This window comes from Kitasatospora sp. NPDC096077, from assembly GCF_040303245.1.
Classification (GTDB): domain Bacteria; phylum Actinomycetota; class Actinomycetes; order Streptomycetales; family Streptomycetaceae; genus Kitasatospora.
This window is the reverse complement of the sequence record NZ_JBEOSV010000099.1, coordinates 1-26,424: the sequence shown is the minus strand read 5'-3', so window position 1 is coordinate 26,424 and position 26,424 is coordinate 1. Positions and strand designations below refer to the sequence as shown.

Here is a 26,424-nt window from a genome sequence, read left to right as displayed (position 1 = left end):
CACCTACAATCACCACCGCGGACACACCGCACTCGCAGGCAAGCCACCCGCCACCCGCGTCCCCAACCTCACGGGACAGAACAGCTAGGGCGGGACGCGGCCTGGAGCCGGGCGGTGCTCAGTCGGCGGCGACGGCGCAGCCTGCCGCCGGCACCGGCTCGTCGCCCCGTCGGTGGCTGAACTCCGCGACGAGGGACGAACGGTAGGCCTTGGCGACCTGGATCAGGAAGGCCGCCTCGGCCTCCAGGTCGGCGCCGCCGGACACCGAGAACTCCGCCTTCTGCGTCGAGCACGGCGCGCAGTCGGCGGTCGGGGCGGCGACGCCGACCCGCAGCACGCAGGCGAGCACGGTCGCGTCGGCCTGCTCCGGCGCGACCGCGGCGGCCGCGACGTGCTGCTCGGCCGCGTCGAGCAGGTCCAGGGGGGTGCCGTCGCGCAGCACCAGGACGGCGTCCCGGATCTCGATGATCTTGCGGTAGGCGAGCAGGTTCCAGGAGCCGTCCGGGCGGAGCACCTCGCGGATCCGGGAGCGCGGGATGCGCAGGGTCACGTGCGGCACCACCGTGACCAGTTCGTACCAGAGCGGCCACAGCCGTCGGACCGTCGCCAGGTCGTGGACCTTGCGGCGCAGGTTGATGAGCCCGGGTGCGGCCAGCGCGACGGCGCGCAGCAGGCCGTGCAGGCCCATCAGCAGCGGCAGCGCCGCGACGATGTCGGGGTTGCGGACGGGCAGGTAGACCAGGTAGCCCAGCCAGTAGAGGCCGGCGCAGGCGGTGCCCCAGCCGAACAGGTTCAGGCAGAGCCGGAGCGTCCGGTTCTCGCTGCGCCGACCGTAGCGCCAACAGACCAGGCAACAGACGATGTTGGCCGCGAGCTGGATGCCGATCAGCAGCAGCCAGTAGGTGGTGGAGGGATCCGGGGCGCCGACCGCGGGGATGGTGTGCTCGGCGTGCGGCGGGGCGTTGAGGTCCAGCGTGAGCAGGGCGGCCATGCCGAACAGGGCCGCGACGTGCAGGCCGATCCGCAGGCGCGGGTGGTCGGTGGTGAACAGCACGAAGTCGAGCACCGCCGCGGCCGAGACGACGCCGGTCAGGTTGCGGATCAGGTCGACGAGGTCCGCCGAGCCGATCACGTGGTGCAGCAGGCGCAGGACCGGTGGCACGTTGAGGGTCATCGCGCCGGCGGCCGTCGCGATGCCGAGCCAGAGGCTCCGCTGCCACGGCGAGCGCGCCGCGGCCGGCGCCCGGAGCAGCACCGTGAACCACAGCGCGGCGATGCTCACCTTCTCCAGCGACTGGCCGTAGCGGTTCAGTTCAGCGAGCATGCCGCTCACCGACGCCCATCGCGGCCTCCAGCTTGCCCAGCACGCTGACCGGCTGCTCGGGGGTGGCGTCGTCAGCGGTGGTGCGGATCAGGCTGGCCAGCATCTCGGCCTCCTGCTCGTGCCGGGTGCCGTAGTTGGTGCGGGCCAGGTAGCGCCGGAGCAGGTCGGGGCCGAGGTCGCTGAAGATCTCGCTCATGCTGGCGGGTTCGGCCATGGACAGCGTCCGGTGGTCGAAGAGCATGTGGCCGATCTCGTGCAGGACGATGTGCTCCTGATGTGGTAGAGATGTGTTGCGTTCCACGAAGATGAAATCGCTGGTGCTGGTCGAGAGCCAGAGCCCGCAGGCGCCGATCGCTCCGGCCTCGGGCGGCAACGGCATGAGGTGCAGCGGTCGTTTCCGCTGTTCGGCCAACTGGTCGCAGAGCGCTTCGACGGAGAACGGCCGCGGCAGGTCGAGTTGATTGACTATCTGTTGGCATTCACGACGCAGGTTTCGGTACAGCAACTGCTTCCCCCAGGCAGAGTTTGATGGCGCAGCGTCGACCTGTGGTGTGTTCGGGCACACCTGGCCGATGACTCACTTCGTGCCGCAGACCTCCCGGCGGGCGGTCGGGCCCGCCGTCCGACGACGGTGTCGGAATGCGTCGTGGCAGGGCTGACGACCCGTGCGCGTCCGGAGGGCCCGAAGGCTCCGGACGGCCGGGTCGTCCTGATTCCACCTAGGAGCCGGGTCGCTTCCCGGTGGGGGTGTCATCCGCGCAGTGGACCACGTCGTCGACCGGCGAGAGGCGCTCTAGCTTGCGGGCTTCGTTGACCATCACCAACAGTGCCTCCAGGGCCTGGGCCGAGAGGCCGTCGGCCCGCAGGGCGATGCTGCGCACGCGTGCGTCGCGCAGCGCGAGCATCGCCTTGAGCTGGGTGTCGACCCGGTCGGCCACGTCCTCGCTCAGGAAGTACTCGGCCGGCACGCCGAAGAACTTGGCCAACACGGTGAGTTGATCGAGCGTCACATTGCGTTTCTTGCCCGTGGCGAGTTCCCACAGGTAGGTGCCCGAGATGGTGCCGCCGGTCGACTCGCGGATCTCCTTGGCCAGCTTGGTGTAGCCGGGTCGCTTCCGTTCGTCGGGGTACATGGTGCCGATCAGTCCCTGGAGCCGCTCGTCGAAGCTCTGGACGGTCGGCCGACCGGCCGGTGAATCACCACTGGTCATCTCTTGCCCCTCCCTCCAGGGTCGGGCCTGACACCCGGACCCGGAAACTCTGCGGGCCCACTCTCCCACGCCCGTGCTGCTGTCCGCCATAGTTGACAGCTGTTGCCAACCATGGCGTACGCTGCCGAACCTGAGGGTCAGTCATGGCGTAATCAAGGCCGGGGTGGAGGGGCTGGAGGCGGTTCCCGTCGGGGAGTGAGGGCGAGGAGGGGTGGCACCGCCGTGTCCAGGCGTCGCGGTCCGCTTCGTCATGCCCGCACACCCGTGGATCCCCCCGCTCGCCGGCTTCGGGCCTTCAGCCGCACAACCGCCGGCCGGACCACCGGTCAGCGGCTAATCGGGCGTTGAGATACGGGGGAGTCAATGCAAGTTCTTTTGGCCGAATCCGATGCGGCCCACGCCGGCACCCTGCAGCAGAGTCTCCGGCGGCACGGCTACGACGTGGGGATCGCCTCCAACGGTGTGGCCGCCCTGGAATCGCACGGCGAGTACGACCTGATGCTGCTCGGGCTGGAACTCATCGACATCGACGGCCTGGAGATCTGCCGGGCGGTCCGCGCGTCGAGCGAGATCCCCATCATCGCGCTGACCGCCCGGGACACCGAACTGGACCGGGTGCTGAGTCTGCAGGCCGGCTGCGACGACTGCCTGGCGAAGCCCTACGGATTCCGGGAGCTGGCCGCCCGCATCGAGGCCGTCATGCGCCGGTCCCGGCGTCAGCCGCCGAGTGTCAACCGAATTGTTCGCGGGCCTTTGAGTATTGACCGGGAAAGCCGCGAGGTGCACCTCGACGGGCGGTCGATCGCCATGACCAGAAAAGAATTCGACCTGCTTCATGTCCTGGCGTCCGAACCCCGGGCGGTGCTTTCCCGGGAACGCCTGATGTCCGAGGTCTGGAAGGAGACGAGGGGGACCGGGGCGGTGGGCCGGCAGGTCAGCCGGACCCTCGACACCCACGTCAACATGGTGCGCCAGAAGCTCGGTGACCACGAATGGATCGTGACCGTGCGAGGCGTGGGATTCCGTTTCGGCCACTACTAGTCCCGCCTGGTTCCGCGTAGTCCCGCACCGGTCCCCGTACTGGTCCCCGTACCCCCGATCTCATCGACACCGCCGCCCCCCCGGGGCGGTGCGACGGCCGGGCCCGCACCGCATTCGCGCGGTACGGGCCCGGCCGTTCGTCGTTCCGGGCCCGGCCGTTCCGACGATCCGAACCCCCGGGTGCGCCGCCGGTCCCCGGGCGCCGTTCCGCCCCCGTGTGATGCTCGACACAATTGTCGTTCCACTGACCCATGGTTTGCCCGGCGCTGCTGTTTTGACATTCCCCTGACCTAGCCCTTTCACGGCCGCGGATAAGGCCCTTGACTTCGCCCGGGTCAACGAACAATCTCTTCGAAGGCTCGATTGCGCAGTGCCGGGGGCCGGCCGGTCGAAGTCCGTCCAGGAATTCCAACAGCAGCCAGGGGGAACACATGGATGCGTCAGTCATTGTGGTGGGGGCTGGCCCGGCGGGATTGATGCTGGCCGGTGAACTACGCCTCGGTGGCGCCGACGTGATCGTGCTGGAAAAGAATGCGCAACCCACCGGTGAGTCCCGTGGTCTCGGTCTGAGCATCCGCACCATGGAGGTATTCGACCAGCGCGGCCTGCTGTCCCGTTTCGGAAATGTCGAGACCAGCGGCCAGGGGCACTTCGGTGGTGTCCCGGTCGACTTCGACGAACTGGACAGCAGCCGGCTGCCGGCCAAGACGGTCCCCCAGTCCCGGACCGAGGAGGTCCTGGAGGCCTGGGTCCGGGACCTGGGCGCCGACATCCGCCGCGGCCACGAGGTGCTCGCGGTGCACGACGGCGGTGCCGAGGTCGAGGTCGAGGTCGTCGGCCCGGCCGGTGCGTCCCTGCTGCGGGCCGCGTACCTGGTCGGCTGTGACGGCGGGCGCAGTGTCATCCGCAAGGCCGCCGGCTTCGACTTCCCCGGTTGGGCGGCGACCCGCGAGCTGTTCCTGGCCGACGTCCGCGGCCTGGACCTCGAACCGCGGATGATCGGCGAGACCGTGTCCGGCGGCATGGTGATGGTCGGACCCCTCGGTGACGGGATCGACCGGCTCATCGTGGGGGAGCGCGACGCCCCGCCCCGCCGGCGGACCGAGCCGCCCGCCTACGCGGAGATCGCCGCCGCCTGGCAGCGGCTGATCGGCACCGACATCTCGCACGGCGAGCCGGTCTGGCTCAGCTCGTTCTCCGACGCGGCCCGCCAGGTGTCCGAGTACCGGCGCGGCCGGGTGCTGCTGGCCGGCGACGCGGCGCACATCCACCTGCCGGCCGGCGGCCAGGGCATGAACACGAGCGTCCAGGACGCGGTGAACCTGGGCTGGAAGCTGGCCGCGGTGGTGCGCGGCACCGCCCCGGAGGACCTGCTGGACACCTACCACGGCGAGCGCCACCCGGTGGGCCGGCGCCTGCTGATGAACACCCGGGCCCAGGGCGTGCTCATGCTCGGCGGCGACGAGGTCCAGCCGCTGCGCGAGGTACTGGGCGAACTGCTCGGGTTCGACGGGGTGAACCGCCATCTGGCCGCCGTGGTCAGCGGGTTGGAGATCCGCTACGACGTCGGCTCGGACGACCACCCGCTGCTGGGCCGCCGGCTGCCGCCGCTCGGACTCGACACCGCGGCGGGCCCCACCACCGCCACCGAACTGCTCCACCCGGCCCGTGGCCTGCTGCTGGACCTCACCGCCGACCCCGCGCTGCGCGAGGCCGTCGGACCGTGGTCCGACCGCGTCGACCACTGCGTCGCCACGGTGCGCGACCTCCCGGACGACAGCCCGCTCAAGGCCACGGCGGCCGTCCTGGTCCGCCCAGACGGGCACGTCGCCTGGACCCCCGAAAGTCACCAGGAGCTGACGGCCGCGCTCCGGCGCTGGTTCGGCCCCGCCCGCTAGCGGGCCCGCCGACCAGGCCCCGCCCGACCGAAGGCCCAGCTCGACCGAAGGAGAAGCTCTGTGCACAGCAACCTGATCGTCGCCCGGATGGAGATCGGCTCCAGCAACGAGGTGGCCCGCCTCTTCGGTGCGTTCGACGAGACCGACATGCCGCACCGCATGGGCACCCGGCGCCGCCAGCTGTTCGCCTACCGCGGCCTGTACTTCCACCTCCAGGACTTCGACGGTGAGCACGGCGGCGAGCGCATCGAGACGGCCAAGGAGGACCCCCTGTTCGTGCAGATCAGCCGGGACCTCAAGCCGCACATCGAGGCCTACGACCCCGACACCTGGCGCTCGCCCTCCGACGCCATGGCCACGCGCTTCTACCACTGGCAGGCGCAGTGATGGCCGGACGCCGGGTCGTGATCACCGGGGTCGGGGTGCTGGCCCCGGGCGGCATCGGGACCAAGAACTTCTGGACGCTGATCAGCGAGGGCCGGACGGCCACCCGCGGGATCACCTTCTTCGACCCCGCGCCGTTCCGCTCCCGGGTCGCCGCCGAGGTCGACTTCGACCCGTACGAGCACGGCCTGCGGCCGCAGGAGGTCCGCCGGATCGACCGGGCCGGCCAGTTCGCGGTGGTCGCCGCCCGCGAGGCGGTGGCCGACAGCGGGCTGGAGCTGGACCAGCTGGACCCGGCCCGGACCGGTGTCACCATCGGCAGCGCGGTCGGCGCCACCACCGGTCTCGACGACGAGTACCGGGTGGTGAGCGACAGCGGCCGGCTCGACCTGGTCGACCACCGCTACGCCCCCAAGCACCTCTACAACTTCTTCGTGCCCAGCTCCTTCGCCACCGAGGTCGCGTGGTCGGTGGGGGCCGAGGGCCCGGTGACCGTGGTCTCCACCGGATGCACCTCCGGGCTGGACTCGGTCGGGCACGCCGTCGAGCTGATCCGCGACGGATCGGCCGACGTGATGATCGCCGGTGCCACCGACGCGCCGATCTCGCCGATCACCATGGCCTGCTTCGACGCGATCAAGGCGACCACCTCGCGCAACGACGACCCCGAGCACGCCTCCCGGCCCTTCGACGCCACCCGTAACGGGTTCGTCCTCGGCGAGGGGGCCGCCGTCTTCGTCCTGGAGACCCTGGAGCACGCCCGGCAGCGCGGGGCCACCGTCTACGCCGAGATCGCCGGCTTCGCGACCCGCTGCAACGCCTTCCACATGACCGGGCTGCGCCCGGACGGCCTGGAGATGTCCGAGGCGATCGACACCGCGCTGGCGGAGGCCCGGCTGGACGCCGAGGGGATCGACTACGTCAACGCCCACGGCTCGGGCACCGTGCAGAACGACCGGCACGAGACCGCGGCGTTCAAGCGCAGCCTGGGCGAGCACGCCCGCCGGGTGCCGGTGAGTTCGATCAAGTCCATGGTCGGCCACTCGCTGGGCGCGATCGGCTCGATCGAGATCGCCGCCTCGGTACTGGCGATCCGGCACAACGTCGTCCCGCCGACGGCGAACCTGCACACCCCGGACCCCGAGTGCGACCTGGACTACGTGCCGCTCACCGCCCGGGACTGGCGCACCGACGCGGTGCTCACCGTGGGGAGCGGATTCGGCGGGTTCCAGAGCGCGATGGTGCTGACCGACGCGGACAGGAGCAGGGCATGAGCAGCACGTCCGTCGTGGTCACCGGACTGGGCGTGACCGCCCCCAACGGGCTGGGCGCCGAGGAGTACTGGGCCGCCACCCTGGAGGGCCGCAGCGGCATCGGCGGGATCACCGCCTTCGACCCGAGCGACTACCCGGCCAAACTGGCCGGCCAGATCGACGGGTTCGTGGCGGCGGACCACCTGCCCAGCCGGCTGCTGCCGCAGACCGACCGGATGACCCAGCTCGCGCTGGTGGCCGCCGACTGGGCGCTCGCCGACGCCGGGGTGGACCCGCAGACCCTGCCCGCCTACGACATGGGCGTGGTGACGGCCAGTTCCTCCGGCGGCTTCGAGTTCGGCCAGCGGGAACTGCAGAAGCTGTGGTCCCTGGGCGCCCGGCACGTCAGCGCGTACCAGTCCTTCGCCTGGTTCTACGCGGTCAACACCGGGCAGATCTCCATCCGGCACGGCATGCGGGGGCCGAGCGGCGTCCTGGTCAGCGACCAGGCCGGCGGCCTCGACGCGATCAGCGTCGCCCGGCGCCAGATCCGCAAGGGCAGCCGGCTGATCGTCACCGGCGGCGTCGACGCCTCGATCTGCCCGTGGGGCTGGGTGGCGCAACTCGCCGGGGAGCGGCTGAGCACCAGCGAGGACCCGGAACGGGCCTACCTCCCGTTCGACGCCGACGCCGCCGGCCACGTGCCCGGCGAAGGGGGCGCACTCCTCGTGCTGGAGGCCGCCGACGCCGCGCACGAGCGCGGTGCGGAGGTCTACGGCGAGATCGCCGGATACGCCGCCACCTTCGATCCGCGCCCCGGCAGCGGACGCGCGCCCGGGCTCCGCCGGGCGATCGAACTCGCCCTGGCCGACGCCGGGTCGACCCCGGGCGAGGTCGACGTGGTGTTCGCGGACGCGGCCGGGCTGCCCGACCTGGACCGGATCGAGGCCGAGGCGATCGCCGCGGTCTTCGGCCCGCGCGGAGTGCCGGTGACGGCGCCCAAGACGATGACCGGGCGGCTCTACTCGGGGGCGGCTCCGCTGGACGTCGCCTGCGCGCTGCTGTCCCTGCGCGAGGGCGTGATCCCGCCCACCACCGGTACCTCCCCCGACCCCGGCCACCAGCTCGACCTGGTGACCGGCAGCCCGCGCGAGACGCGGCTGCGCACGGCGCTCGTGCTGGCCCGCGGCCACGGCGGCTTCAACTCCGCCCTGGTCGTGCGTGCGGCGCGCTGACCCGTCCACCAACCCGAGAACGCGACATCCAAGGAGCGACATGACTGCCCGGGAATTCACCCTGGAGGACCTCAAGCGGATCCTGCGCGAGGCGGCCGGTACCGAGGAGGGCGTCGACCTGGAGGGCGAGATCCTCGACGCCGAACTGGCCGCGCTGGGCTACGAGTCCCTCGCGCTGCTGGAGACCACCGGCCGGATCGAGCGCGAGTACGACATCACCCTGGACGACTCCGTGGTGACCGAGGCCAAGACCCCGCGCGCGCTGCTGGAGCTCGTGAACGAGCACCTGCTGGCCGTCGCCGCGGCGGCCTGAGTACCGCACCGGTCGCCGCGCCGGAGCACCCGGAGGTCCGGGTCCGGCGCCACCCATCACATCAGCCGACGCACCACCAGGAGGGGACATGCCGGACACCGGACAGCGGGTGGCTCTGGTCACCGGAGCCACCAGCGGAATCGGACTGGCGGTGACGCGCGCCCTGGCCGCCCAGGGGCACGCGGTGTTCATCTGCGCCCGTAACGCCGACAACGTGACCCGTACGGTCGAGGAGCTGCGGGCCGAGGGCCACACCGTCGACGGCGCGCACTGCGATGTCCGGGACCGCGAGGACGTCCGCACGCTGGTGCGGACGGCGGTGGAGCGGCTGGGCACCATCGACGTGCTGGTCAACAACGCCGGCCGCAGCGGCGGAGGGGTCACCGCCGACATCGACGACGAGCTGTGGGAGGACGTCATCGCGACCAACCTCACCAGCGTCTTCACACTGACCCGTGAGGTGCTCAACGCCGGTGGCATGCGCGGCAAGGAGCGCGGCCGGATCATCAACATCGCCTCCACCGCGGGCAAGCAGGGCGTGGTGCTGGGTGCGCCCTACTCGGCCTCGAAGCACGGCGTGGTCGGCTTCACCAAGGCGCTCGGCAACGAGCTGGCCCCGACCGGGATCACCGTCAACGCGGTCTGCCCCGGCTACGTGGAGACGCCGATGGCGCAGCGGGTCCGCCAGGGCTACGCCGCCGCCTACGCCACCACCGAGGACGCGGTGCTGGAGAAGTTCCAGGCCAAGATCCCGCTCGGGCGCTACTCGACCCCGGAGGAGGTGGCCGGCCTGGTCGGCTACCTGGCCTCGGACACCGCCGCCTCGATCACCTCCCAGGCGCTCAACGTCTGCGGCGGCCTCGGCAACTTCTGACCGGCAGTCCCCGCGATCGACCGAAGGAGAACAGCAATGCCCCAGCAGGCTCACCGCGAGGTCGAGCACGAGATCACCGTCGACGCGCCCGCCGAGGCCGTCTACCGGTTGATCGCCGAGGTCGGGAACTGGCCCCGGATCTTCCCGCCGACCGTCTACGCCGACCACGTGGAGCGCGCCGAGGACCACGAGCGGATCCGGATCTGGGCCACCGCCAACGGCGCGGTCAAGAACTGGACCTCGCGCCGCACGCTGGACCCGAAGGCGCTGCGGATCGGGTTCCGCCAGGAGGTCTCCGCGCCGCCGGTCGCCGCGATGGGCGGTGCCTGGATCATCGAGCCGCTCGGCCCGACCGGGTCCCGGGTCCGGCTGCTGCACGACTACCGGGCGATCGACGACGACCCGCAGTCGCTGGCCTGGATCGACGAGGCGGTGGACCGCAACAGCCGTTCCGAGCTGGCCGCCCTCAAGCACAACGTCGAACTCGCCACCGCCGCGGACGACCTGCTGTTCTCCTTCGAGGACACCGTGCAGGTCGCGGGCTCGGCCAAGGACGTCTACGACTTCCTCAACGAGGCCCAGCTGTGGTCCGAGCGGCTGCCGCACGTGGCGACGGTCCGGCTCACCGAGGACACGCCCGGCGTGCAGACCCTGCGGATGGACACCCGCACGGTGGACGGCCACACCCACACCACCGAGTCGATCCGGGTGTGCTTCCCGGACGAGCTGATCGTCTACAAGCAGACCACCCTGCCGGCGCTGATGACCCTGCACACCGGCCAGTGGCGGCTGGTGCCGAACGCGGACGGGGTCTCGGTCACCTCCCAGCACACGGTGGTCGTCAACCCGGAGAACATCGCGGCCGTCCTCGGCGCCGAGGCCGGGGTCGAGCAGGCCCGCCAGCACATCCGGACCGCGCTCAGCGCCAACAGCCGCGCCACCCTGGGGTACGCCAAGGCCCATGCCGAGGGCCGGAGTTGACCATGGACGCCCAGGTGGTCGTGGTGGGCGCGGGCCCGGTCGGGCTGCTGCTCGCCGCGGAGCTGCGGCTGGGCGGCGTGGAGACGGTCGTGCTGGAGCGGCTGGCCGCCCCGTCGACCGCCTCCCGGGCCTCGACCCTGCACGCGCGCACCATGGAGTTCTTCGACCAGCGCGGCCTGGCGGCCGAGTTGGGCACACCCCCCAACGACGGTGCCGGGCACTTCGGCGGCCTGCCGCTGGACCTGGGCGGGCTGGACACCCGGTACCCGGGCCAGTGGAAGGTGCTCCAGGCCCGCACCGAGGAGCTGCTGCACGCGCGGGCCACCGACCTGGGCGCGCGGATCCTGCGCGGCCACCTGGTCACCGGGCTGCGGCAGCACCCCGACCACGTCGAGGTGGAGGCGCAGGGCCCGGCCGGGCCGGTGCGGCTGCAGGCCGCCTACCTGGTCGGCTGCGACGGCGAGGAGAGCACGGTGCGGCAGCTGGCCGGCATCGACTTCCCCGGCGCCGCGGCCGACAAGGAGCTGCTGCGCGCCGACGTCGACGGCATCGACATCCCCGGTCGGCGCTTCGAACGCTTCCCCACCGGGATGGCCGTCGCCGCCCGGCGTCCGGACGGCGTCACCCGGGTCATGGTGCACGAGTTCGCGTTCCGGCCGGCCCCGCGCACCGGCCCGCCCGCGTTCGCCGAGGTGGCGGCCGCCTGGGCGAGGGTGACCGGGGAGGCCATCGGCCACGGCACCCCGCTCTGGGTCAACGCCTTCGACAACACCTGCCGGCAGGCCGCCCGTTACCGCCTGGGGCGGGTCCTGCTGGCCGGGGACGCCGCCCACCAGCAGATGCCGGTCGGCGGACAGGCGCTGAACCTGGGACTGCAGGACGCCGCCAACCTCGGGTGGAAGCTGGCCGCCGAGGTCCGCGGCCGGGCGCCGGCCGGGTTGCTGGACAGCTACCACGACGAGCGGCACCCGGTCGCCGAGCGGGTGCTGACGGGCATCACCGCCCAGTCCCACCTGCTGCTCGGCGGCGCGGAGGTGGACGGCCTGCGGGCGGTCTTCGCCGAACTGCTCACCCTGGACGGCGTGGCCGAGCACCTGGCGAGCGGCATCGCCGGACTGGACGTCCGCTACCCGCTCGGCCCGGGGGACCATCCGCTGCTGGGCGCCCGGCTGCCCGGCTTCGAGCTGGCGACCGGTCCGCAGCGCGGGGACGTCCTGCGGCTGCTGCGGACCGGCCGCGGCCTGCTGCTCGCCCTGAGCGGCGACGAGGACCGCACCGCCCGGCTGGCCGCCGAACTGCGGCCCTGGGCCGGGCGGGTGGACCTCGCGGCCGGCTGGCCCGGCCATGGCACCGGTGCCGACCTGGCGGGCCACGACCTGCTGGTCCGCCCGGACGGCCACGTGGTCTGGGCCGACACGTCGGGGGCCCTGGGGCCCGCGCTGCTCCGGTGGTTCGGCGCGCCCACCGGCGACTGACCACCTCACCCCATTCACGAGAAGAGGACGATCATGCCCAAGCTGACCGACAGAACCGCCCTGGTCACCGGCGCGAGCCGAGGCATCGGCCGGGCGATCGCCGAACGGCTGGCCCGGGAGGGCGCGCTGGTCGCCGTGCACTACGGGACCAGTGCGGAGGCCGCCGAGCAGGTGGTCGCCGGCATCCGCGCCGAGGGCGGCCGGGCCTTCGCCGTGCAGGCCGAGCTGGGCCCGGCGAAGGGCGTCGACACCCTCTTCGCGAGCCTGGAGGCCCAGCTCAAGGAGCACACCGGCGACACCCGGCTGGACATCCTGGTGAACAACGCCGGCATCATGGGGACCGCCCTGCCGGGGGAGATCACCGACGAGTGGTTCGACCGGATGATGACGGTCAACGCCAAGGCGCCGCTCTTCGTCACCCAGCGGGCCCTGGGCCTGATCCCCGACCACGGCCGCATCATCAACATCTCCTCCGGTCTCACCCGGTTCGCCGCCCCCGAGCAGCTGACCTACGCGATGACCAAGGGCGCGCTGGAGCAGGTCACCCTGCACCTCGCCCGCCACCTGGGCCAGCGCCGGATCACCGTCAACACGGTGGCCCCCGGCAGTACCGACAACGGCAGCGAGGTGTTCCAGAACCCGGAGATCCGGGCGGTCATGTCGCAGTTCAGCACCTTCGGGGACGTCGCCGAGCCGGCGGCGATCGCCGACGTGGTGGCCTTCCTGGCCTCCGAGGACGCGCGCTGGATCACCGGCGCCTTCGTCGACACCAGCGGCGGCACGCTGCTCGGCTGACCCGCACACCCGGCGGGCCGCTCCCTGCGGGCCGCCAGCGAAAGGACTCCCACGCATGTTCGGCGAATTCACCGCCACCCTGATCAAGTGCGCCAACTTCGAGGAGATGCGCGCCTTCTACCGGGACCGGCTCGGCCTTCGCACCGTCAAGGAGGGCGAGAACTGGATCACGCTGGACAGCGGCGGCGGCCGCGAGATCGTGCTGGGCGGGGACACCGGAGGGGACACCATGGCCCTCGCCTTCACCGGGGCGGACCTGGCCCGGGCCCGGGAGGCGCTCGCCCCGGTCGACCCCAGCGAGATCGAGCAGCACGACACCATGCACCGCTTCTTCGTCCGGGACCCGGACGGGAACACCGTTCTGATCATCGACTGATCCCGTCGACTCCCTCCTGATCCTGGAGAGTTCGTGAAGATTCTGTTCGTCGCCAGCGGCAGCCCGGCGACGGTGTTCGCGCTGACCCCGTTGGCCACCGCCGCCCGCAACGCCGGTCACCAGGTGTTCATGACCGCGGTGGAGGACATCGTCCCGTACATCGCGGGCGCCGGCCTGCCCGGTGTGGCGGACGCGCCGGCCTCGGTGCGCCGCTTCGTCACCACCGACCGTGCCGGCAATCCGGTCCGGATGCCCCGGACCAAGCAGGAGGAGCTGGAATTCGCCGGCGGCTGGTTCGGCCGGATGGCCGCGGCGAGCATGCCGGCGCTGGTGGAGCTGACCGAGCGCTGGCGCCCGGACCTCGTGGTCGGCGGCTCGATGTCCTTCGCCGCCGCGCTGATCGCCGCCCGGCTCGGTGTGCCCTACGTCCGGCAGGCCTGGGACACCGGCGACGCCTGGCGCACGGACCCGGCCGCCGGCGTCGAACTGCGCCCGGAGCTCACCGAGTTGGGACTGGACCGGCTGCCCGCGCCGGACCTGTTCATCGACATCTGCCCGCCGGGGCTGCGCCCGTCGGACGCACCGCCCGCCCAGCTGATGCGGTGGGTCCCGGCCAACGGGCAGCGCCCGCTGGAGCCGTGGATGTACACCCGCGGCGAGCGGCCGCGGGTGGTCATCACCTCCGGCAGCCGGCTGGTGGTCGCCAAGAAGACCAGCTTCGTGCGCGAGCTGGTGGGCGACCTCGCCCCGCTGGGCGCGGAGATCGTGATCGCCACCCTGGACGAGGCCGCCGACGAACTGCGCGCGCAGTTGCCCGGCGTGCGCGTCGGCTGGGTGCCGCTCGACGTGGTCGCCCCCACCAGCGACCTGATCATCCACCACAGCGGTGGGGTCACCGCGCTGACCGCGATGAACGCCGGGGTACCGCAGCTGGTCGTGCCGCAGGGCGGCAACTTCGTCGAGGCGGCGGAGCGGATCGCCGACTTCGGCGCCGCGATCAGCCTGGAGCCCGGCCAGGACACCGCCGAGGACGTCCGCAAGGCCGCCCTGGCGCTGCTCAACGAACCGTCCTACCGGGAGCGGGCCGGTGAGCTGGCGGCCCAGATCGCCGCGATGCCCCCGGCCGCCGAGGTGGTCGGCGCGCTGGAGCGACTGGCCGCCCGGCACTGACCCCAGCCCGACCCCCCTGACCCACCCACCCATCGAGCCGTGGAGGCGACAACCATGCAGGAGAACAACCCGATCCGGATCGTGATGGCCATGCCGGGCACCGGCGGCCCGTCGGCGGCCCCGCTGGTCCAGGCGCTGAACGACGGCGGCATCGAGACCTTCACCGGACCGCTGAACACCGTCGAGCAGCTGGTGGAGGCCGCGATCGAGAAGAACGCCGACGCGGTCTGCATCTCCAGCGTGCAGGGTGAGCACCACACGCTGTTCTCCCGGACCATCGAGCTGCTCCGTGAGCGCGGGGCCGACCAGGTCACGGTGTTCGGCGGCGGCGTCATCCCGCTGTCGGACGTGCCGGCGCTGAAGGAGCTCGGCGTCGCGCAGGTCTTCACCGCCGGGACGGTCCTGCCGTCGGTGGCCCGCTGGGTCCACGAGAACGTCAAGCCGGGCGCGGGCGCCAAGTAGCGCCCCCACGTGGTGGGCCGCGCCCGCGTCGGCCCACCACGCCCCCAACCCACCCCGGCAGGAGAGTCAGATGCGCGTCCTCTTGATCACCACACCGGTGTCCACCCACCTCACCCCCCTCGTTCCGCTGGCCTGGGCGATCCGGGCGGCCGGTCACGAGCTGCTGGTCGCCGGACGCACGGACGTGATGGCGGCCGCCGCGTCGGCCGGCCTGAACGCCGTCGAACTCGGCGGCCCGATGAACGTCGACGAGAAGCTGGCGAGCCGGCTCGCGCCGGGCCTGCGGCCGCTGGAGTCCGGCCCGCGGCCGGACCTGGAGCTGCTGACCAACATCGGGCGGCTGTGGATGCCGGCGACCCTTGAGGCGCTGCCGCAGTACCTGGAGGTGGCCCGGCGGTTCGCCCCGGACCTGATCGTCGCCGACACGCTCGAATACCTCTCGCTGCTGCTGGGCGAGGAGCTCGGGATCCCGGTGGTCCACCACCGCTGGGGGGTCGACCCGGTCTCCGGCCAGGCCCGCACCGCGGGCCGGGACGGTCTGCGGGAGGCCTACGAGCGCCTCGGCCTGACGGACCTGCCGGACCCGACGCTGCTGCTGGACCCGTGCCCGCCCAGCCTCCAGCTGCCGGACATCGCCCCGGGCGCCCCGATCCGCTTCGTGCCGTTCAACGGCAACGGGGCGATGCCCGCGTGGCTCCGCGACTCCCCGGCCGGCGGGGACGGACGCAAGCGGGTGGTGGTCTCGCTGGGCGGGCGCACCATCGAATACAACGGCGAGGGCCTGTTCCGGCACCTCGTCGAGGCCTTCGACCGACTGCCGGACGTGGACGCCGTGGTGACGGTGCAGCCGGAGTACCACGCCGCGCTGGGGCCGCTGCCCGCCAATGTGCGGCTGGTCGAGCCCGCCCCGCTGACCTTCCTGCTCGACTCCTGCGCGGCGGTGGTCCACCACGGCGGCGCGGGGAGCGCGATGACGGCGACCCGGTACGGCCTGCCGCAGCTCGTCCTGCCCCAGGTGGTCGACCAGTTCTGGTGCGCCGAACAGCTGGCCGGGGCCGGCGCCGCCCTCGCCCTGGACGACGCGGCCGCGCAGGACGACCCCGCCCGGGTGAGCGAGGCCGTGCGGGACCTGCTCGACGACCCGCGCTACGCCAAGGCGGCCGGCGAGCTGGGCACCGAGATGGCCGGCATGCCCTCGCCGGCCCGTGTGGTCGCCGACCTCGAACAGCTGACCCGATGACCAGCCACCCCAGGAGGAACCCGCCGATGGGACCCAGCCCCGCCGAGCACGCCCAGCTGCGCCCCCGCGAGGACGCCGCGCTGGCCGACCGGCTCGCCCGCTCCGCCGCCGCCGCGGCCGGTTCGCACCTGGCCACCGGGGACTTCGCCGACTGGCTCGCCGGCCGCGGCCGGGCGCACCGGTTCGAGGTCGACCGGATCCCGTTCGCCGAGCTGGAGGGCTGGTCCTTCGACGAGGCCACCGGGAACCTCGGGCACCACAGCGGGCGCTTCTTCAGCGTCGAGGGCCTGCGGGTCACACTCGGCGACGGACCGGTCCGGCACTGGGAGCAGCCCATCATCAAGCAGCCCGAGGTGGGCATCCTGGGCATCCTGGTCAAGGAGTTCGACGGGGTGCTGCACCTGCTGATGCAGGCCAAGATGGAGCCCGGCAACCCCAATCTGCTGCAGCTGTCGCCGACCGTGCAGGCCACCCGCAGCAACTACACCAAGGTGCACAAGGGCAGCGACGTCAAGTACATCGAGTACTTCACCGACCCGGCCCGCGGCCGGGTGCTGGCCGACGTGCTGCAGTCCGAGCACGGCTCCTGGTTCTTCCGGAAGTCCAACCGCAACATGCTGGTCGAGGCGGTCGGCGAGGTCCCCGAGCACGAGGACTTCTGCTGGCTGACGCTCGGCCAGGTGAACGAGCTGCTGCACCGCGACAACGTGGTCAACATGGACTCGCGCACGGTGCTGTCCTGCATCCCGGTGGCGGACCCGCAGCCGCGGGCGCTGTTCGAGGACACCGAGGTGCTGTCCTGGTTCACCGCCGAGCGCTCCCGCCACGAGGTGTCGGCGGAGCGGATCCCGCTGGCGTCCGTGCAGGGCTGGCAGCGCGGTGAGTCCTCCATCGACCACCAGGACGGCCGTTTCTTCCGCGCCGTGGCCGTCCGGGTCCGGGCCGGCAGCCGGGAGGTGGCCAGTTGGACCCAGCCGCTTTTCGAGCCGGTCGGGCGGGGGGTGACCGCCTTCCTGACCCGGACCGTCGACGGCGTGCGGCACGTCCTGGTGCACGCGCGGGTCGAGGGCGGTTTCCTCGACACGGTCGAGCTCGGCCCCACCGTCCAGGCCACCGAGGGCAACCACGCGCACCTGCCGGCCGAGGACCGTCCGCCCTTCCTGGACACGGTGCTCACCGCCGGGCCGGACCGGATCCACTACCAGGCCGTCCACTCGGAGGAGGGCGGCCGCTTCCTGAACGCCGAGAGCCGCTACCTGATCGTCGAGGCGGACGAGCGGACGGCCGCGGAGCAGCCGCCGGAGGGCTTCCGCTGGGTCACCCCCGGCCAGCTCACCTCGCTGGTCCGGCACGGCCACTACGTCAATGTGCAGGCGCGCACCCTGCTGGCCTGCCTCAACGCCACGGCGGTACCGGCCCGATGAAGCCGCTGCGCCTGGGCGTCATGGGCTGCGCCGAGATCGCCCGCCGCCGGATGCTGCCCGCGATGGCGGCCGACGAGCGGATCGAACTGGTGGCGGTCGCCAGCCGGGACGGCCGCACGGCGGCGGAGACGGCCCGGCCGTACGGCTGCCGACCGGTGACCGGCTACGCCGAACTGCTCGGCCTGGCCGAGCTGGACGCGGTCTACGTCCCGCTGCCCGCCGCGCTGCACGCCGAGTGGGTGGCGGCGGCGCTGGACGCCGGCAAGCACGTGCTGGCCGAGAAGCCGCTCACCACGGAGGTCGACCGGACCCGTGAGCTGGTCGGGCTGGCCGAGCGGCGCGGGCTGGTGCTGATGGAGAACGTGATGTTCGTCCACCACCCCGGGCACGAGGCCGTCCGGCGGCTGGTGGCCGACGGCGCGATCGGTGAACTGCGGTCGTTCCGGGCGGCGTTCACCATTCCGGCGCTGCCGCCGACCGACATCCGGCACCGGCCCGAGCTGGGCGGCGGCGCCCTGTGGGACGTCGGCGTCTATCCGCTGCGGGCGGCCCTGCACTTCCTGGGGGACCGGCTGCAGGTGCTGGGCGCCACGCTGGAGACCGTCCCGGGCCGGCAGGTGGAGACCGGCGGTGCGGTCCTGCTGCGGACGCCCGAAGGTGTCACCGTGCAGTTGGAGTTCGGCATGGAGCACGCCTACCGCTCGGGCTACGAGCTGGTCGGCAGTACCGGTCGGATCGCCCTGGAGCGGGCCTTCACCCCGCCCGCCGACCACCGGCCGGTGCTCCGGCTGACCGGCGCCTCGGGCACCGAGGAGATCGAACTGCCGGCCGCGGACCAGGTCGCGCTCACCCTGGCGGCGTTCACCGCGGCGGTGCGGGCCGGCGCCGGCCCCGCGGCCGGGGACTGCCTGGCGCAGGCCGGCCTGCTGGACGCGGTGCGCCGGGCGGCGGTGCGCTGAGGGTCCTGGCCCGGTCCGGCCGATCGTGCCGGACCGGGCCGAACCGGTCACCGGCCGCCGGCGTGCGCGGAGGCCAGCAGTTCCAGTCCGAGGTCCAGCAGGGCCTTGCGCTTCTCCTCGGCCTCGCCGGGCAGGGCGTAGAGCGAGAACGCACCGAAGTGCACCGTCATCAACGCGCTGGAGGCCCTGACCTGGGCCTCCAGTGGCGCTTCCGGCAGGTAGATCAGCCGGGCCAGGGCGGCCACCCGGTCGTTCAGCGTCTGACCGATGCTCAACTTGCGCAGGGCCGACTGGTTCTCCTGCATCAGCCGGAAGAGCGGGGCGGCGGCGGTGAGCGTCTCGCTGTACCGGGTGAGCAGCTCCTGCCGGGTCCGCAGGGTCGGGGGCTGCTGCTCGCCCCAGGCGATCAGCTCGTCGATCGGGCCGCCCAGCCCCTCGGCGACGCTGACCAGGATGTCCTCCTTGGACTTGAAGTGGTAGTAGAGCGCGGCGTGGGTGACGCCCAGTTCCTCGGCGATCTCCCGCAGCGAGGCGGCCTCGTAGCCGCGCTCCAGGAAGTGCCGCAGCGCGATCTCCTGGATCTCCCGACGGGTGTCCCTCCTGCGGCTGCGGGTGTTCGCCGTGGTTGCCCGGGTGGCCAATGTCCGTCCCACCTTCCTTACTTGACGTTTGGTAAGTAGAGCCCCTACCTTCTCCATCGTACCCAATTAACCAACCGGTAAGTAAGTGGCCGTGCGGGGGAGACCCGTGTGGTCCTGAAGGGGCGTGGACGCCATCTCGCAGAACCCGACGCCGGCCGTCGTGCCGGTCCCGCCGCCGCCGACCCGCGCCACGTACGTCGTGATGGCCGCGGCGGTGCTGGCGATGCTGCTCGCCTCGCTGGACAGCCTGATCCTGGGTACCGCGATGCCCACCATCGTCGGCGACCTCGGGGGCCTCGACCACCTCTCCTGGGTGGCCTCCGGCTACATGCTGGCCACCGCCGCCGCCACCCCGATCTGGGGCAAGCTCGGCGACATGTACGGCCGCAAGGGCTGCTTCCTCGCCTCCATCACACTCTTCCTGGTGGGCTCCGCCCTCTGCGGCCTCGCCCAGTCGATGGGCCAGCTGATCGGCCTGCGGGTGCTGCAGGGCCTGGGCGGCGGCGGTCTGATGGTCGGCGCGCTGTCGCTGATCGGCGAACTGGTCACGCCGCAGGCCCGGGGCAAGTTCCAGGCCATGGCCTCGACCTCGATGGGGGCCGCGATGGTCGCCGGACCGCTGGTCGGCGGCTTCCTCACGGACCACCTCGGCTGGCGCTCCTGCTTCTACGTCAACGTGCCGATCGGCGTGCTGGCCCTGGTGATGATCACCGTCGCGCTGCGGATCCCCGCCCGCCGCGCCTCCGGGCGGATCGACTACCTGGGCGCCGTCCTGCTGTCCACCGCGATCGTCTCGCTGGTGCTGATGACCACCTGGGCCGGCACCAAGTACGACTGGGTGTCGGTGCAGATCATCGGTCTCGGGGTGCTCGCCGTCGCCGCCACCGTGGCGCTGATCGCCGTCGAGCGCCGGGTCGCCGAACCGGTGCTGCCGCTCGCCATCTTCCGCAGCCGCAACTTCTGCTGGGCGAACGTGCTGGCCTTCCTGAGCGGCTTCGTGATGGTCGCCGCGATGACCTTCCTGCCGATCTTCCAGCAGACCGTGCAGGGCGCCTCGGCCACCAACGCCGGCCTGCTGATGCTGCCGCTGCTGCTGTCGATGGTGGCCGTCAACCTGTTCGCCGGTCAACTCATCTCCGGCAAGGGCAACTTCACCCGCTACGCGCTGATCGGCTCGGCGCTGATCGCGCTCGGCGTCTTCCTGCTCTCGCTGATGGACATCGGGACCGGCCCGTGGGTCACCGGCGCCTACATGGCCGTGTTCGGCGCCGGCCTGGGCTTCGCGACGCAGGTGACCCTCTCGGTCGGCATGGAGAGCGTGGGGCGGGCCCACCTCGGGGTGTCCTCCTCCACCGTCACCCTCTCCCGCACCCTCGGCGGCTCCTTCGGCGTCTCGCTGGCCGGCATCGTCTTCGCCCAGCAGATGGCCGACGGCGCCAAGAAGATGGCCGGAGGCCACGGAGGCCCCGGTGGTCCCGGCGGCCCCGGCGCCCACCCCGCGCCCTCCGCCGGCGCGCACCTGAGCGCCGAGAGCCTGCGCGCCCTGCCGGCGGCCGCCCGCGACGCCTACGAGCACGCCGTCGCCAGCGGCACCCACCAGGTCTTCGTGTACTGCACGGTGGCCGGCGTGCTGGCCTTCGCGAGCGCCTGGTTCATCCGCACCCGCACCCAGGTCGCCGCGGTGGCCGCCGCCGCTGCCGCCGCCGCCGCGGCGAAGGTGCCCTCCGCCGAGTCCGCGGCGGCCCACTGACCGGGCGCCGCCCGGCGGAACCCATCGAGGGAACGGGAAATACCATGCAGATAGCCGAGACCGGCATTCCCGGCGTGTACGTGGTGGAACCGAAGCTGCTCGTCGACGAACGCGGCTCGTTCTTCGAGTCGGTGCGCACCGAGGAGCTCGGCCGGATCGTCGGAGAGCCGTTCGTGCCGCGCCAGATCAACTATTCGGTGTCCCGGCGGAACACGCTGCGCGGACTGCACAGCGTGACCATTCCGCCGGGCCAGGCGAAGTTCGTGTCGTGCGTGCGCGGTGCGCTGCGGGATTTCGTGGTCGATCTCCGGGTCGGCTCGCCGACCTTCGGCCGGTACGAAAGCAACCTGTTGGACGACGCCACGGGGCGGGCCGTCTACATTCCCGAGGGCGTCGCCCACGGATTCCTCGCGCTGACCGACGACAGCTGCATCTGCTACGTGCTGTCCAGCGCCCACGTCCCGGGCACCCAGATCGACATCGATCCACTGGACCCGGACCTCGCCATCCCGTGGGGATTCACCGAACTGCCGGTGATCTCCCCGAAGGACCGGTCCGCTCCCTCGCTGGCCGACGCCCTGTCGGCGGGCACCCTCGCCGAGTGGCGGCCGCGGCGGGCCTGACGGCCGCCGACGACCCCGGCCACCCGCCGGTCCCCGCACGACCCCCGTGCCCCGGTCGGACCCACACCCCTGAGGTGGGTCCGAGCGGGGCATCCGGCGTTTCCGGGACGGCCGGCCGCCCCCGCCGTCGCGGCGGCCGCCGAAAACCCCGGCGCGTGATCTGCGCCACATTTTGCACTGCGCTGACATTCCGCTTGCGGGGCGTTTTCAAATTGACCCGGGCCTGGCCCGGCCATGACCTGACCGGAATTTCCTTCCCTTGACGCCGGAGAAGGCAGGCCAGAGGATATTCGTGTCACCTCGACGCGGTTGTGCGGGCGAATACGGCTCACCGCCGCACCGGTTCGAGAAATTGACCGACATAATCCCGCCGCCCGTTCCGCTGGAATTTGGAACCCGTCCAGGACTAGGGAAAACGATGCGCGCTCTCTTCGTCGTCACGCCCGACGGCGGTCATCTGACGCCACTCGCGCCACTCGCTTGGGCGCTCCGTGGCGCGGGGCACGAGGTGCTCGTGCTGGGCCAGCCCGACGTGCAGGCCGCGGCCGCGGGCGCGGGGCTGAGTGCCGCCAGCGTCGGCGACTGGTACGGGATGACCGAGCTGATCCGCGGCAGCCTGCCGTACGGCGGCCGTCCGATCGAGTTCTGGGGACACCCGTCACGCAACGGCGACCCCGGCAACTTCGCCGCCTTCTGGGCGGCGCACAACGAGACCGTGCTGGCCGGGTACCTGGAGATCGCCCGGGCCTTCGGGCCGGACCTGATCGTCGCCGACGGCCTGGAGTACTGCTCCCTCATCATGGGCGGGCTGTTGGACGTCCCGGTCGTGCACCACCGCTGGGGCGTCGACCCGTTGAGCGGCACCACCCGCGTCCAGGCGCGGGAGGCCCACCGCAAGCTGCTCGACGCCCACGGGCTCGCCGAACTGCCGGACCCCGCCGTCGTCCTGGACCCGTGCCCGCCGTCGCTCCAGTTGCCGGACATCGAGCCGGGCACGCCGATCCGGCACGTGGACTCGCACGGCAACGGCGCGCTGCCCGACTGGCTCCACCAGGAGTGGGTCGACGCGGGCCGGGCCACCGGGTGCCGCCGGCGCGTGGTGGTCTCGGTGGGCCGCAACGTGCTGGCCCTCAACGGTGTGGGGATGGTGGCCGGGATCCTGCGGGCCTGCGGCGAACTGCCCGGGGTCGACGCGATCGCCACCGTCCACAAGGCCTACCGCGAGGAGCTCGGCCCGGTGCCGGACAACGTCCGGCTGATCGAGCCCACCCCGCTGAACCTGCTGCTCACCGAGCACGACGTGGTCGTGCACCACGGCGGTGCGGGCACCACCATGAGCGCCACCTGGCGCGGCCTTCCGCAGCTCGTCCTGCCCCAGCTGGCCGACCAGTTCGCCCACGGCCAACGGCTGACCGAGCTGGGGGCCGGCCTCACGCTGGACGAGGCGGAGGATCAGAACAACCCGGCCACGATCACCGCGGCCCTCGCCGACCTGCTGGCCGAGCCCGGCTTCAAGACGGCGGCCGACGAACTACGCCACGAGATGGCCTGGATGCCCACCCCGGCCCAGGTCGTGCGCGACCTGGAGAAGCTGCTCTGACCCACGGTCGGCACCGCCGGATCGCGCACCGCACTCCACACCCGTGAGGAGAGTCCTTCCATGAAAGCTCTGGTCCTCGCAGGCGGGACAGGGACCCGTCTGCGGCCTTTCAGCTACTCCATGCCCAAGCAGCTCATCCCGGTGGCCAACCGGCCGGTCCTGGAGCACGTGCTGGAGTCCGTCCGTGACCTCGGGGTCACCGAGATCGGGCTCATCGTCGGAGAGCACGAGCAGCAGATCGCCGAGGTGCTCGGCGACGGCGACCGGCTCGGCGTGCGACTGACCTACCTGCGCCAGGACGCCCCGCGGGGGCTGGCGCACACGGTCGCCATCGCCCGCGAGTTCCTGGGCGACGACGACTTCGTCATGTACCTGGGCGACAACATGCTCCCCGAGGGCGTGGCGGACATCGCCGCCGACTTCCGGGCCGCCCGGCCCGCCGCCCAGGTCGTGGTGTACAAGGTCGCCGACCCGCGCGCCTTCGGCGTGGCCGAACTCGGCCCGGACGGCGAGGTGTTGCGCCTGGTGGAGAAGCCCGCCGAACCGCGCAGCGACCTCGCGCTGATCGGCGTGTACTTCTTCACCCCCGCCATCCACGAGGCGGTGGCCGCGATCAGGCCCAGCGCCCGCGGCGAGCTGGAGATCACCGACGCCATCCAGTGGCTGGTGGAGTCGGGGGCCGATGTGCGGGCCCGCGAGTACAGCGGCTACTGGAAGGACACCGGCCGGGTCGAGGACGTGCTGGCCTGCAACCGCCGCCTGCTCGACGACCTGACCCCGGAGATCGCCGGTGAGGTGGACGAGGCGACCAGGGTGATCGGCCGCGTGGTCATCGAGGCCGGTGCCAAGGTCACCGCCTCCCTGATCGAGGGGCCGGCGATCATCGGCGCCGGCACCGTGGTGGACGCCGCGCACGTCGGCCCGTACACCGCGCTGGGCCGCGACTGCGTGCTGCACGCGACCCACGTCGACGACTCGATCATCCTCGACGGCGCCGAGGTCTCCAACGCCGGTCGGCTGAACGCCTCGCTGATCGGCCGCGCGGCCACCGTCAACGCCGGCGCCCAGGGCACCGCGCACCACCGGCTCATCGTCGGAGATCACACCCACGTGGAGGTGGCGGCATGAGGCTCCTGGTCACCGGCGCAGCCGGTTTCATCGGATCGACCTACGTCCGGGCCATGTTGGACGGTCGCTTCCCGGGGTACGAGGACGCCCGCGTGACCGTGGTCGACAAGCTCACCTACGCGGGCAACCGGGCCAACCTGCCCGCGCACCACCCCCGCCTGGAGTTCGTCCAGGGCGACATCTGCGACCTGCCGCTGCTGCTCGACCTGCTGCCCGGCCACGACGCGGTGGTGCACTTCGCCGCCGAGTCGCACGTGGACCGCTCCATCGAGGCCGCCGCCGACTTCGTGCACACCAACGTGGCCGGCACCCAGAACGTCCTGGAGGCCTGCCTGCGCACCGGTGTCCAGCGGGTGGTGCACATCTCCACGGACGAGGTGTACGGCTCCATCGAGCAGGGCTCCTGGACCGAGGACTGGCCGCTGCTGCCCAACACCCCGTACGCCGCCTCCAAGGCGGGCTCCGACCTGATCGCCCGGTCGTACTGGCGGACCCACGGCCTGGACCTGTCGATCACCCGCTGCTCCAACAACTACGGGCCGTACCAGCACCCCGAGAAGCTCATCCCGCTGTTCATCACCAACCTGCTCAAGGGCGAGCAGGTGCCGCTCTACGGCGACGGCCGCAACATCCGCGAGTGGCTGCACGTGGACGACCACTGCCGGGGCATCCAGCTGGTGCTGACCCGCGGCCGGGCCGGCGAGGTCTACAACATCGGCGGCGGCAACGAGCGCACCAACGTCGCCATCACCCACAAGCTGCTGGAGCTGTGCGGCCAGGACGAGTCGCTGGTCCGCCGGGTGGCCGACCGCAAGGGCCACGACCTGCGCTACTCGGTCGACGAGAGCAAGATCCGCGAGGAGCTCGGCTACGCCCCGGAGGTCTCCTTCGAGGACGGGCTGGCCGCCACCGTCGCCTGGTACCGGGACAACCCGGACTGGTGGACGCCGGTCAAGCGCCCCGAGCCGTCGGCATGACGGCGTCCGCCGACGGCCGGTCACCGGCCGGACGCCGGGTGGTCGTCCTGGGCGGCAGCGGCTTCCTGGGGCGCCACCTGGGCGCCGCCTTCCGCCAGGCGGGCGCCGACGTCCTCACCGTCTCCCGCACCGCGCCCACGCAGCGCCATCCCACCCCCGGTGTGCGCGCGGCGGCGATGGACCTCACCGGGGCCGGCCCGGAACGGCTGGCGACCCTGCTCGCCGAGGCCGGGGCCGACCTGGTGGTCAACGCCGCGGGCGCGGTGTGGGGAGTCACCCCGGAGGAGATGCGGCGGGCCAACGCCGACCTGGTCGGCGACCTGGTCGAGGCCATGGCCGGGCTCCCGGGCCGGCCGCGGCTGATCCAGCTCGGCACCGTGCACGAGTACGGCCCGGGCACGGTCGACCGCGGCACCGCGGAGTCGCACCCCCCGGCCCCGGTCACGCCCTACGGCCGGGTCAAGCTGCAGGCCGCGGACCGGGTGCTGGCCGCCGCCCGGTCCGGCGCCCTGGACGGCGTGGTGCTGCGGATCGCCAACATCATCGGTCCCGGCACCCCGCCCGGCAGCCTGCTGGGCGGCCTCGCCGAGCGGGTGGCCCGGCTGCGCGAGGCGCCCGACCCGGACCCGGTGCTGGAACTGGCCCCGCTGCGCGCCAGCCGCGACTTCGTCGACGTCCGGGACGTGGTCGACGCGGTGCTGGCCGTGGCCGCCGCCCCGGCCGACCTGGTCTCCGGGGAGGTCGTCAACATCGGCAGCGGCCGGGCCGTACCGGTCCGGCACGCCGTCGAACGGCTGATCGCCCACAGCGGGTTGGCCCTGCGGCTGGTCGAGCGGGAGGCCGACACCGCCCGCACCGACGCCGAGTGGCAGCAACTGGACATCGCCAAGGCCGCGCGACTGCTCGGCTGGCAGCCCCGCCGCGACCTGGACAGCTCGCTCGGCGCGCTGGTGGCCACCGCATGAGCCCGAATGAGCACCGACACGAGAAGGACGGAGTGGGACATGAGTGACCTTCAGACGCAGGTGCTCGATCAGGTCCGGGACTACCACCGGGCCCAGGCGGGCACCGGCGTGTTCGAGCCCGGCGTGACCGAGATCTGGCCCTCGGGCGCGGTGCTGGACGAGGAGGACCGGGTCGCGCTGGTCAAGGCCGCCCTGGAGATGCGGATCGCGGCCGGCCCGAACTCCCGCAAGTTCGAGTCGGCGTTCGCCCGCAAGCTCAAGCGCCGCAAGGCGCATCTGACCAACTCGGGGTCGTCGGCGAACCTGCTCGCGGTCTCGGCGCTGA

Annotated in this window: 27 protein-coding genes; 23 read left to right on the top strand and 4 right to left on the bottom strand. The window is 72.3% G+C overall.

Features of this window, described 5'->3' with window-relative positions:
* Positions 1–118: 118 nt before the first annotated feature.
* The 3 genes from ABTZ03_RS41510 to ABTZ03_RS41500 all read right to left on the bottom strand — a co-directional run bounded on the left by ABTZ03_RS41510 (position 119) and on the right by ABTZ03_RS41500 (position 2,535).
* The gene (locus ABTZ03_RS41510) at positions 119–1,324 is read right to left on the bottom strand and encodes an MAB_1171c family putative transporter (protein ID WP_350518439.1); all 1,206 of its coding nucleotides are present in this window, start codon (positions 1,322–1,324) and stop codon (positions 119–121) included.
* Positions 1,314–1,703: a hypothetical protein gene (locus ABTZ03_RS41505; RefSeq protein WP_350518438.1), complete on the bottom strand. Its 390-nt coding sequence runs from the start codon at positions 1,701–1,703 to the stop codon at positions 1,314–1,316. Before ABTZ03_RS41505 ends, ABTZ03_RS41510 begins: the two co-directional genes overlap by 11 nt.
* A gap of 340 nt (positions 1,704–2,043) precedes the next feature.
* Entirely contained in the window at positions 2,044–2,535 is a 492-nt protein-coding gene (locus tag ABTZ03_RS41500; protein ID WP_350518437.1) for a protein kinase family protein, read from the bottom strand.
* A 363-nt stretch (positions 2,536–2,898) separates the two neighbouring features.
* Between ABTZ03_RS41500 and ABTZ03_RS41495 the strand changes: the two genes are divergently transcribed.
* The 16 genes from ABTZ03_RS41495 to ABTZ03_RS41420 all read left to right on the top strand — a co-directional run bounded on the left by ABTZ03_RS41495 (position 2,899) and on the right by ABTZ03_RS41420 (position 18,415).
* Positions 2,899–3,576, top strand: coding sequence for a response regulator transcription factor (locus ABTZ03_RS41495; protein ID WP_350518436.1), 678 nt, complete (start codon positions 2,899–2,901; stop codon positions 3,574–3,576).
* 431 nt (positions 3,577–4,007) lie between these two features.
* Positions 4,008–5,474: an FAD-dependent monooxygenase gene (locus ABTZ03_RS41490; protein ID WP_350518435.1), complete on the top strand. Its 1,467-nt coding sequence runs from the start codon at positions 4,008–4,010 to the stop codon at positions 5,472–5,474.
* 60 nt (positions 5,475–5,534) lie between these two features.
* The gene (locus tag ABTZ03_RS41485; protein WP_350518434.1) at positions 5,535–5,861 is read left to right on the top strand and encodes a TcmI family type II polyketide cyclase; all 327 of its coding nucleotides are present in this window, start codon (positions 5,535–5,537) and stop codon (positions 5,859–5,861) included.
* Positions 5,861–7,132 (top strand): beta-ketoacyl-[acyl-carrier-protein] synthase family protein, encoded by a 1,272-nt coding sequence (locus tag ABTZ03_RS41480; RefSeq protein WP_350518433.1) that lies wholly within the window; start codon positions 5,861–5,863, stop codon positions 7,130–7,132. Before ABTZ03_RS41485 ends, ABTZ03_RS41480 begins: the two co-directional genes overlap by 1 nt.
* Positions 7,129–8,346 (top strand): ketosynthase chain-length factor, encoded by a 1,218-nt coding sequence (locus ABTZ03_RS41475; protein WP_350518432.1) that lies wholly within the window; start codon positions 7,129–7,131, stop codon positions 8,344–8,346. The genes ABTZ03_RS41480 and ABTZ03_RS41475 overlap by 4 nt, the downstream gene beginning before the upstream one ends.
* Positions 8,347–8,386: 40 nt before the next feature.
* Positions 8,387–8,659, top strand: a complete 273-nt coding sequence (locus ABTZ03_RS41470) for an acyl carrier protein (RefSeq protein WP_350518431.1) — start codon at positions 8,387–8,389, stop codon at positions 8,657–8,659.
* Between the two features lie 88 nt (positions 8,660–8,747).
* Positions 8,748–9,533 (top strand): 3-oxoacyl-ACP reductase FabG, encoded by a 786-nt coding sequence (gene fabG / locus ABTZ03_RS41465; protein ID WP_350518430.1) that lies wholly within the window; start codon positions 8,748–8,750, stop codon positions 9,531–9,533.
* 36 nt (positions 9,534–9,569) lie between these two features.
* Positions 9,570–10,514: an aromatase/cyclase gene (locus ABTZ03_RS41460; RefSeq protein ID WP_350518429.1), complete on the top strand. Its 945-nt coding sequence runs from the start codon at positions 9,570–9,572 to the stop codon at positions 10,512–10,514.
* A 2-nt stretch (positions 10,515–10,516) separates the two neighbouring features.
* Positions 10,517–11,989 (top strand): FAD-dependent monooxygenase, encoded by a 1,473-nt coding sequence (locus ABTZ03_RS41455; protein WP_350518428.1) that lies wholly within the window; start codon positions 10,517–10,519, stop codon positions 11,987–11,989.
* A gap of 33 nt (positions 11,990–12,022) precedes the next feature.
* Positions 12,023–12,784, top strand: a complete 762-nt coding sequence (locus ABTZ03_RS41450) for an SDR family oxidoreductase (RefSeq protein ID WP_350518427.1) — start codon at positions 12,023–12,025, stop codon at positions 12,782–12,784.
* A gap of 55 nt (positions 12,785–12,839) precedes the next feature.
* Positions 12,840–13,160 carry a VOC family protein gene (locus tag ABTZ03_RS41445; protein WP_350518426.1) on the top strand — a complete coding sequence of 107 codons (321 nt, stop codon included), beginning with the start codon at positions 12,840–12,842 and terminating at the stop codon, positions 13,158–13,160.
* Between the two features lie 33 nt (positions 13,161–13,193).
* A complete protein-coding gene (locus tag ABTZ03_RS41440) occupies positions 13,194–14,330 on the top strand; it encodes a glycosyltransferase (RefSeq protein ID WP_350518425.1) in 1,137 nt (378 codons plus the stop codon).
* 54 nt (positions 14,331–14,384) lie between these two features.
* Positions 14,385–14,792: a cobalamin B12-binding domain-containing protein gene (locus tag ABTZ03_RS41435; RefSeq protein ID WP_350518424.1), complete on the top strand. Its 408-nt coding sequence runs from the start codon at positions 14,385–14,387 to the stop codon at positions 14,790–14,792.
* Positions 14,793–14,862: 70 nt separating this feature from the next.
* On the top strand, positions 14,863–16,032 hold the full coding sequence (locus tag ABTZ03_RS41430) for a nucleotide disphospho-sugar-binding domain-containing protein (RefSeq protein WP_350518423.1): 1,170 nt from the start codon (positions 14,863–14,865) through the stop codon (positions 16,030–16,032).
* A 26-nt stretch (positions 16,033–16,058) separates the two neighbouring features.
* On the top strand, positions 16,059–17,456 hold the full coding sequence (locus ABTZ03_RS41425) for an NDP-hexose 2,3-dehydratase family protein (protein WP_350518422.1): 1,398 nt from the start codon (positions 16,059–16,061) through the stop codon (positions 17,454–17,456).
* Entirely contained in the window at positions 17,453–18,415 is a 963-nt protein-coding gene (locus ABTZ03_RS41420; RefSeq protein WP_350518421.1) for a Gfo/Idh/MocA family protein, read from the top strand. Before ABTZ03_RS41425 ends, ABTZ03_RS41420 begins: the two co-directional genes overlap by 4 nt.
* Before the next feature lie 47 nt (positions 18,416–18,462).
* Here ABTZ03_RS41420 and ABTZ03_RS41415 read toward each other — a convergent pair whose 3' ends face one another.
* On the bottom strand, positions 18,463–19,056 hold the full coding sequence (locus tag ABTZ03_RS41415; protein ID WP_350518420.1) for a TetR/AcrR family transcriptional regulator: 594 nt from the start codon (positions 19,054–19,056) through the stop codon (positions 18,463–18,465).
* A 124-nt stretch (positions 19,057–19,180) separates the two neighbouring features.
* Between ABTZ03_RS41415 and ABTZ03_RS41410 the strand changes: the two genes are divergently transcribed.
* The 7 genes from ABTZ03_RS41410 to ABTZ03_RS41380 form a co-directional block, all read left to right on the top strand.
* The gene (locus ABTZ03_RS41410) at positions 19,181–20,806 is read left to right on the top strand and encodes a DHA2 family efflux MFS transporter permease subunit (RefSeq protein WP_350518419.1); all 1,626 of its coding nucleotides are present in this window, start codon (positions 19,181–19,183) and stop codon (positions 20,804–20,806) included.
* Between the two features lie 44 nt (positions 20,807–20,850).
* Complete coding sequence (locus ABTZ03_RS41405) at positions 20,851–21,429, top strand: dTDP-4-dehydrorhamnose 3,5-epimerase family protein (protein WP_350518418.1); 579 nt, start codon at positions 20,851–20,853, stop codon at positions 21,427–21,429.
* 418 nt (positions 21,430–21,847) lie between these two features.
* Positions 21,848–23,029: a nucleotide disphospho-sugar-binding domain-containing protein gene (locus ABTZ03_RS41400; protein WP_350518417.1), complete on the top strand. Its 1,182-nt coding sequence runs from the start codon at positions 21,848–21,850 to the stop codon at positions 23,027–23,029.
* 60 nt (positions 23,030–23,089) lie between these two features.
* Positions 23,090–24,157: a glucose-1-phosphate thymidylyltransferase gene (locus ABTZ03_RS41395; RefSeq protein WP_350518416.1), complete on the top strand. Its 1,068-nt coding sequence runs from the start codon at positions 23,090–23,092 to the stop codon at positions 24,155–24,157.
* Positions 24,154–25,134 carry a dTDP-glucose 4,6-dehydratase gene (gene rfbB, locus ABTZ03_RS41390; protein WP_350518415.1) on the top strand — a complete coding sequence of 327 codons (981 nt, stop codon included), beginning with the start codon at positions 24,154–24,156 and terminating at the stop codon, positions 25,132–25,134. Before ABTZ03_RS41395 ends, rfbB begins: the two co-directional genes overlap by 4 nt.
* Positions 25,131–26,099: an NAD-dependent epimerase/dehydratase family protein gene (locus ABTZ03_RS41385; protein ID WP_350518414.1), complete on the top strand. Its 969-nt coding sequence runs from the start codon at positions 25,131–25,133 to the stop codon at positions 26,097–26,099. Before rfbB ends, ABTZ03_RS41385 begins: the two co-directional genes overlap by 4 nt.
* A 39-nt stretch (positions 26,100–26,138) precedes the next feature.
* The coding region (locus ABTZ03_RS41380) for a DegT/DnrJ/EryC1/StrS family aminotransferase (protein ID WP_350518413.1) at positions 26,139–26,424 on the top strand (286 nt) is incomplete at its 3' end.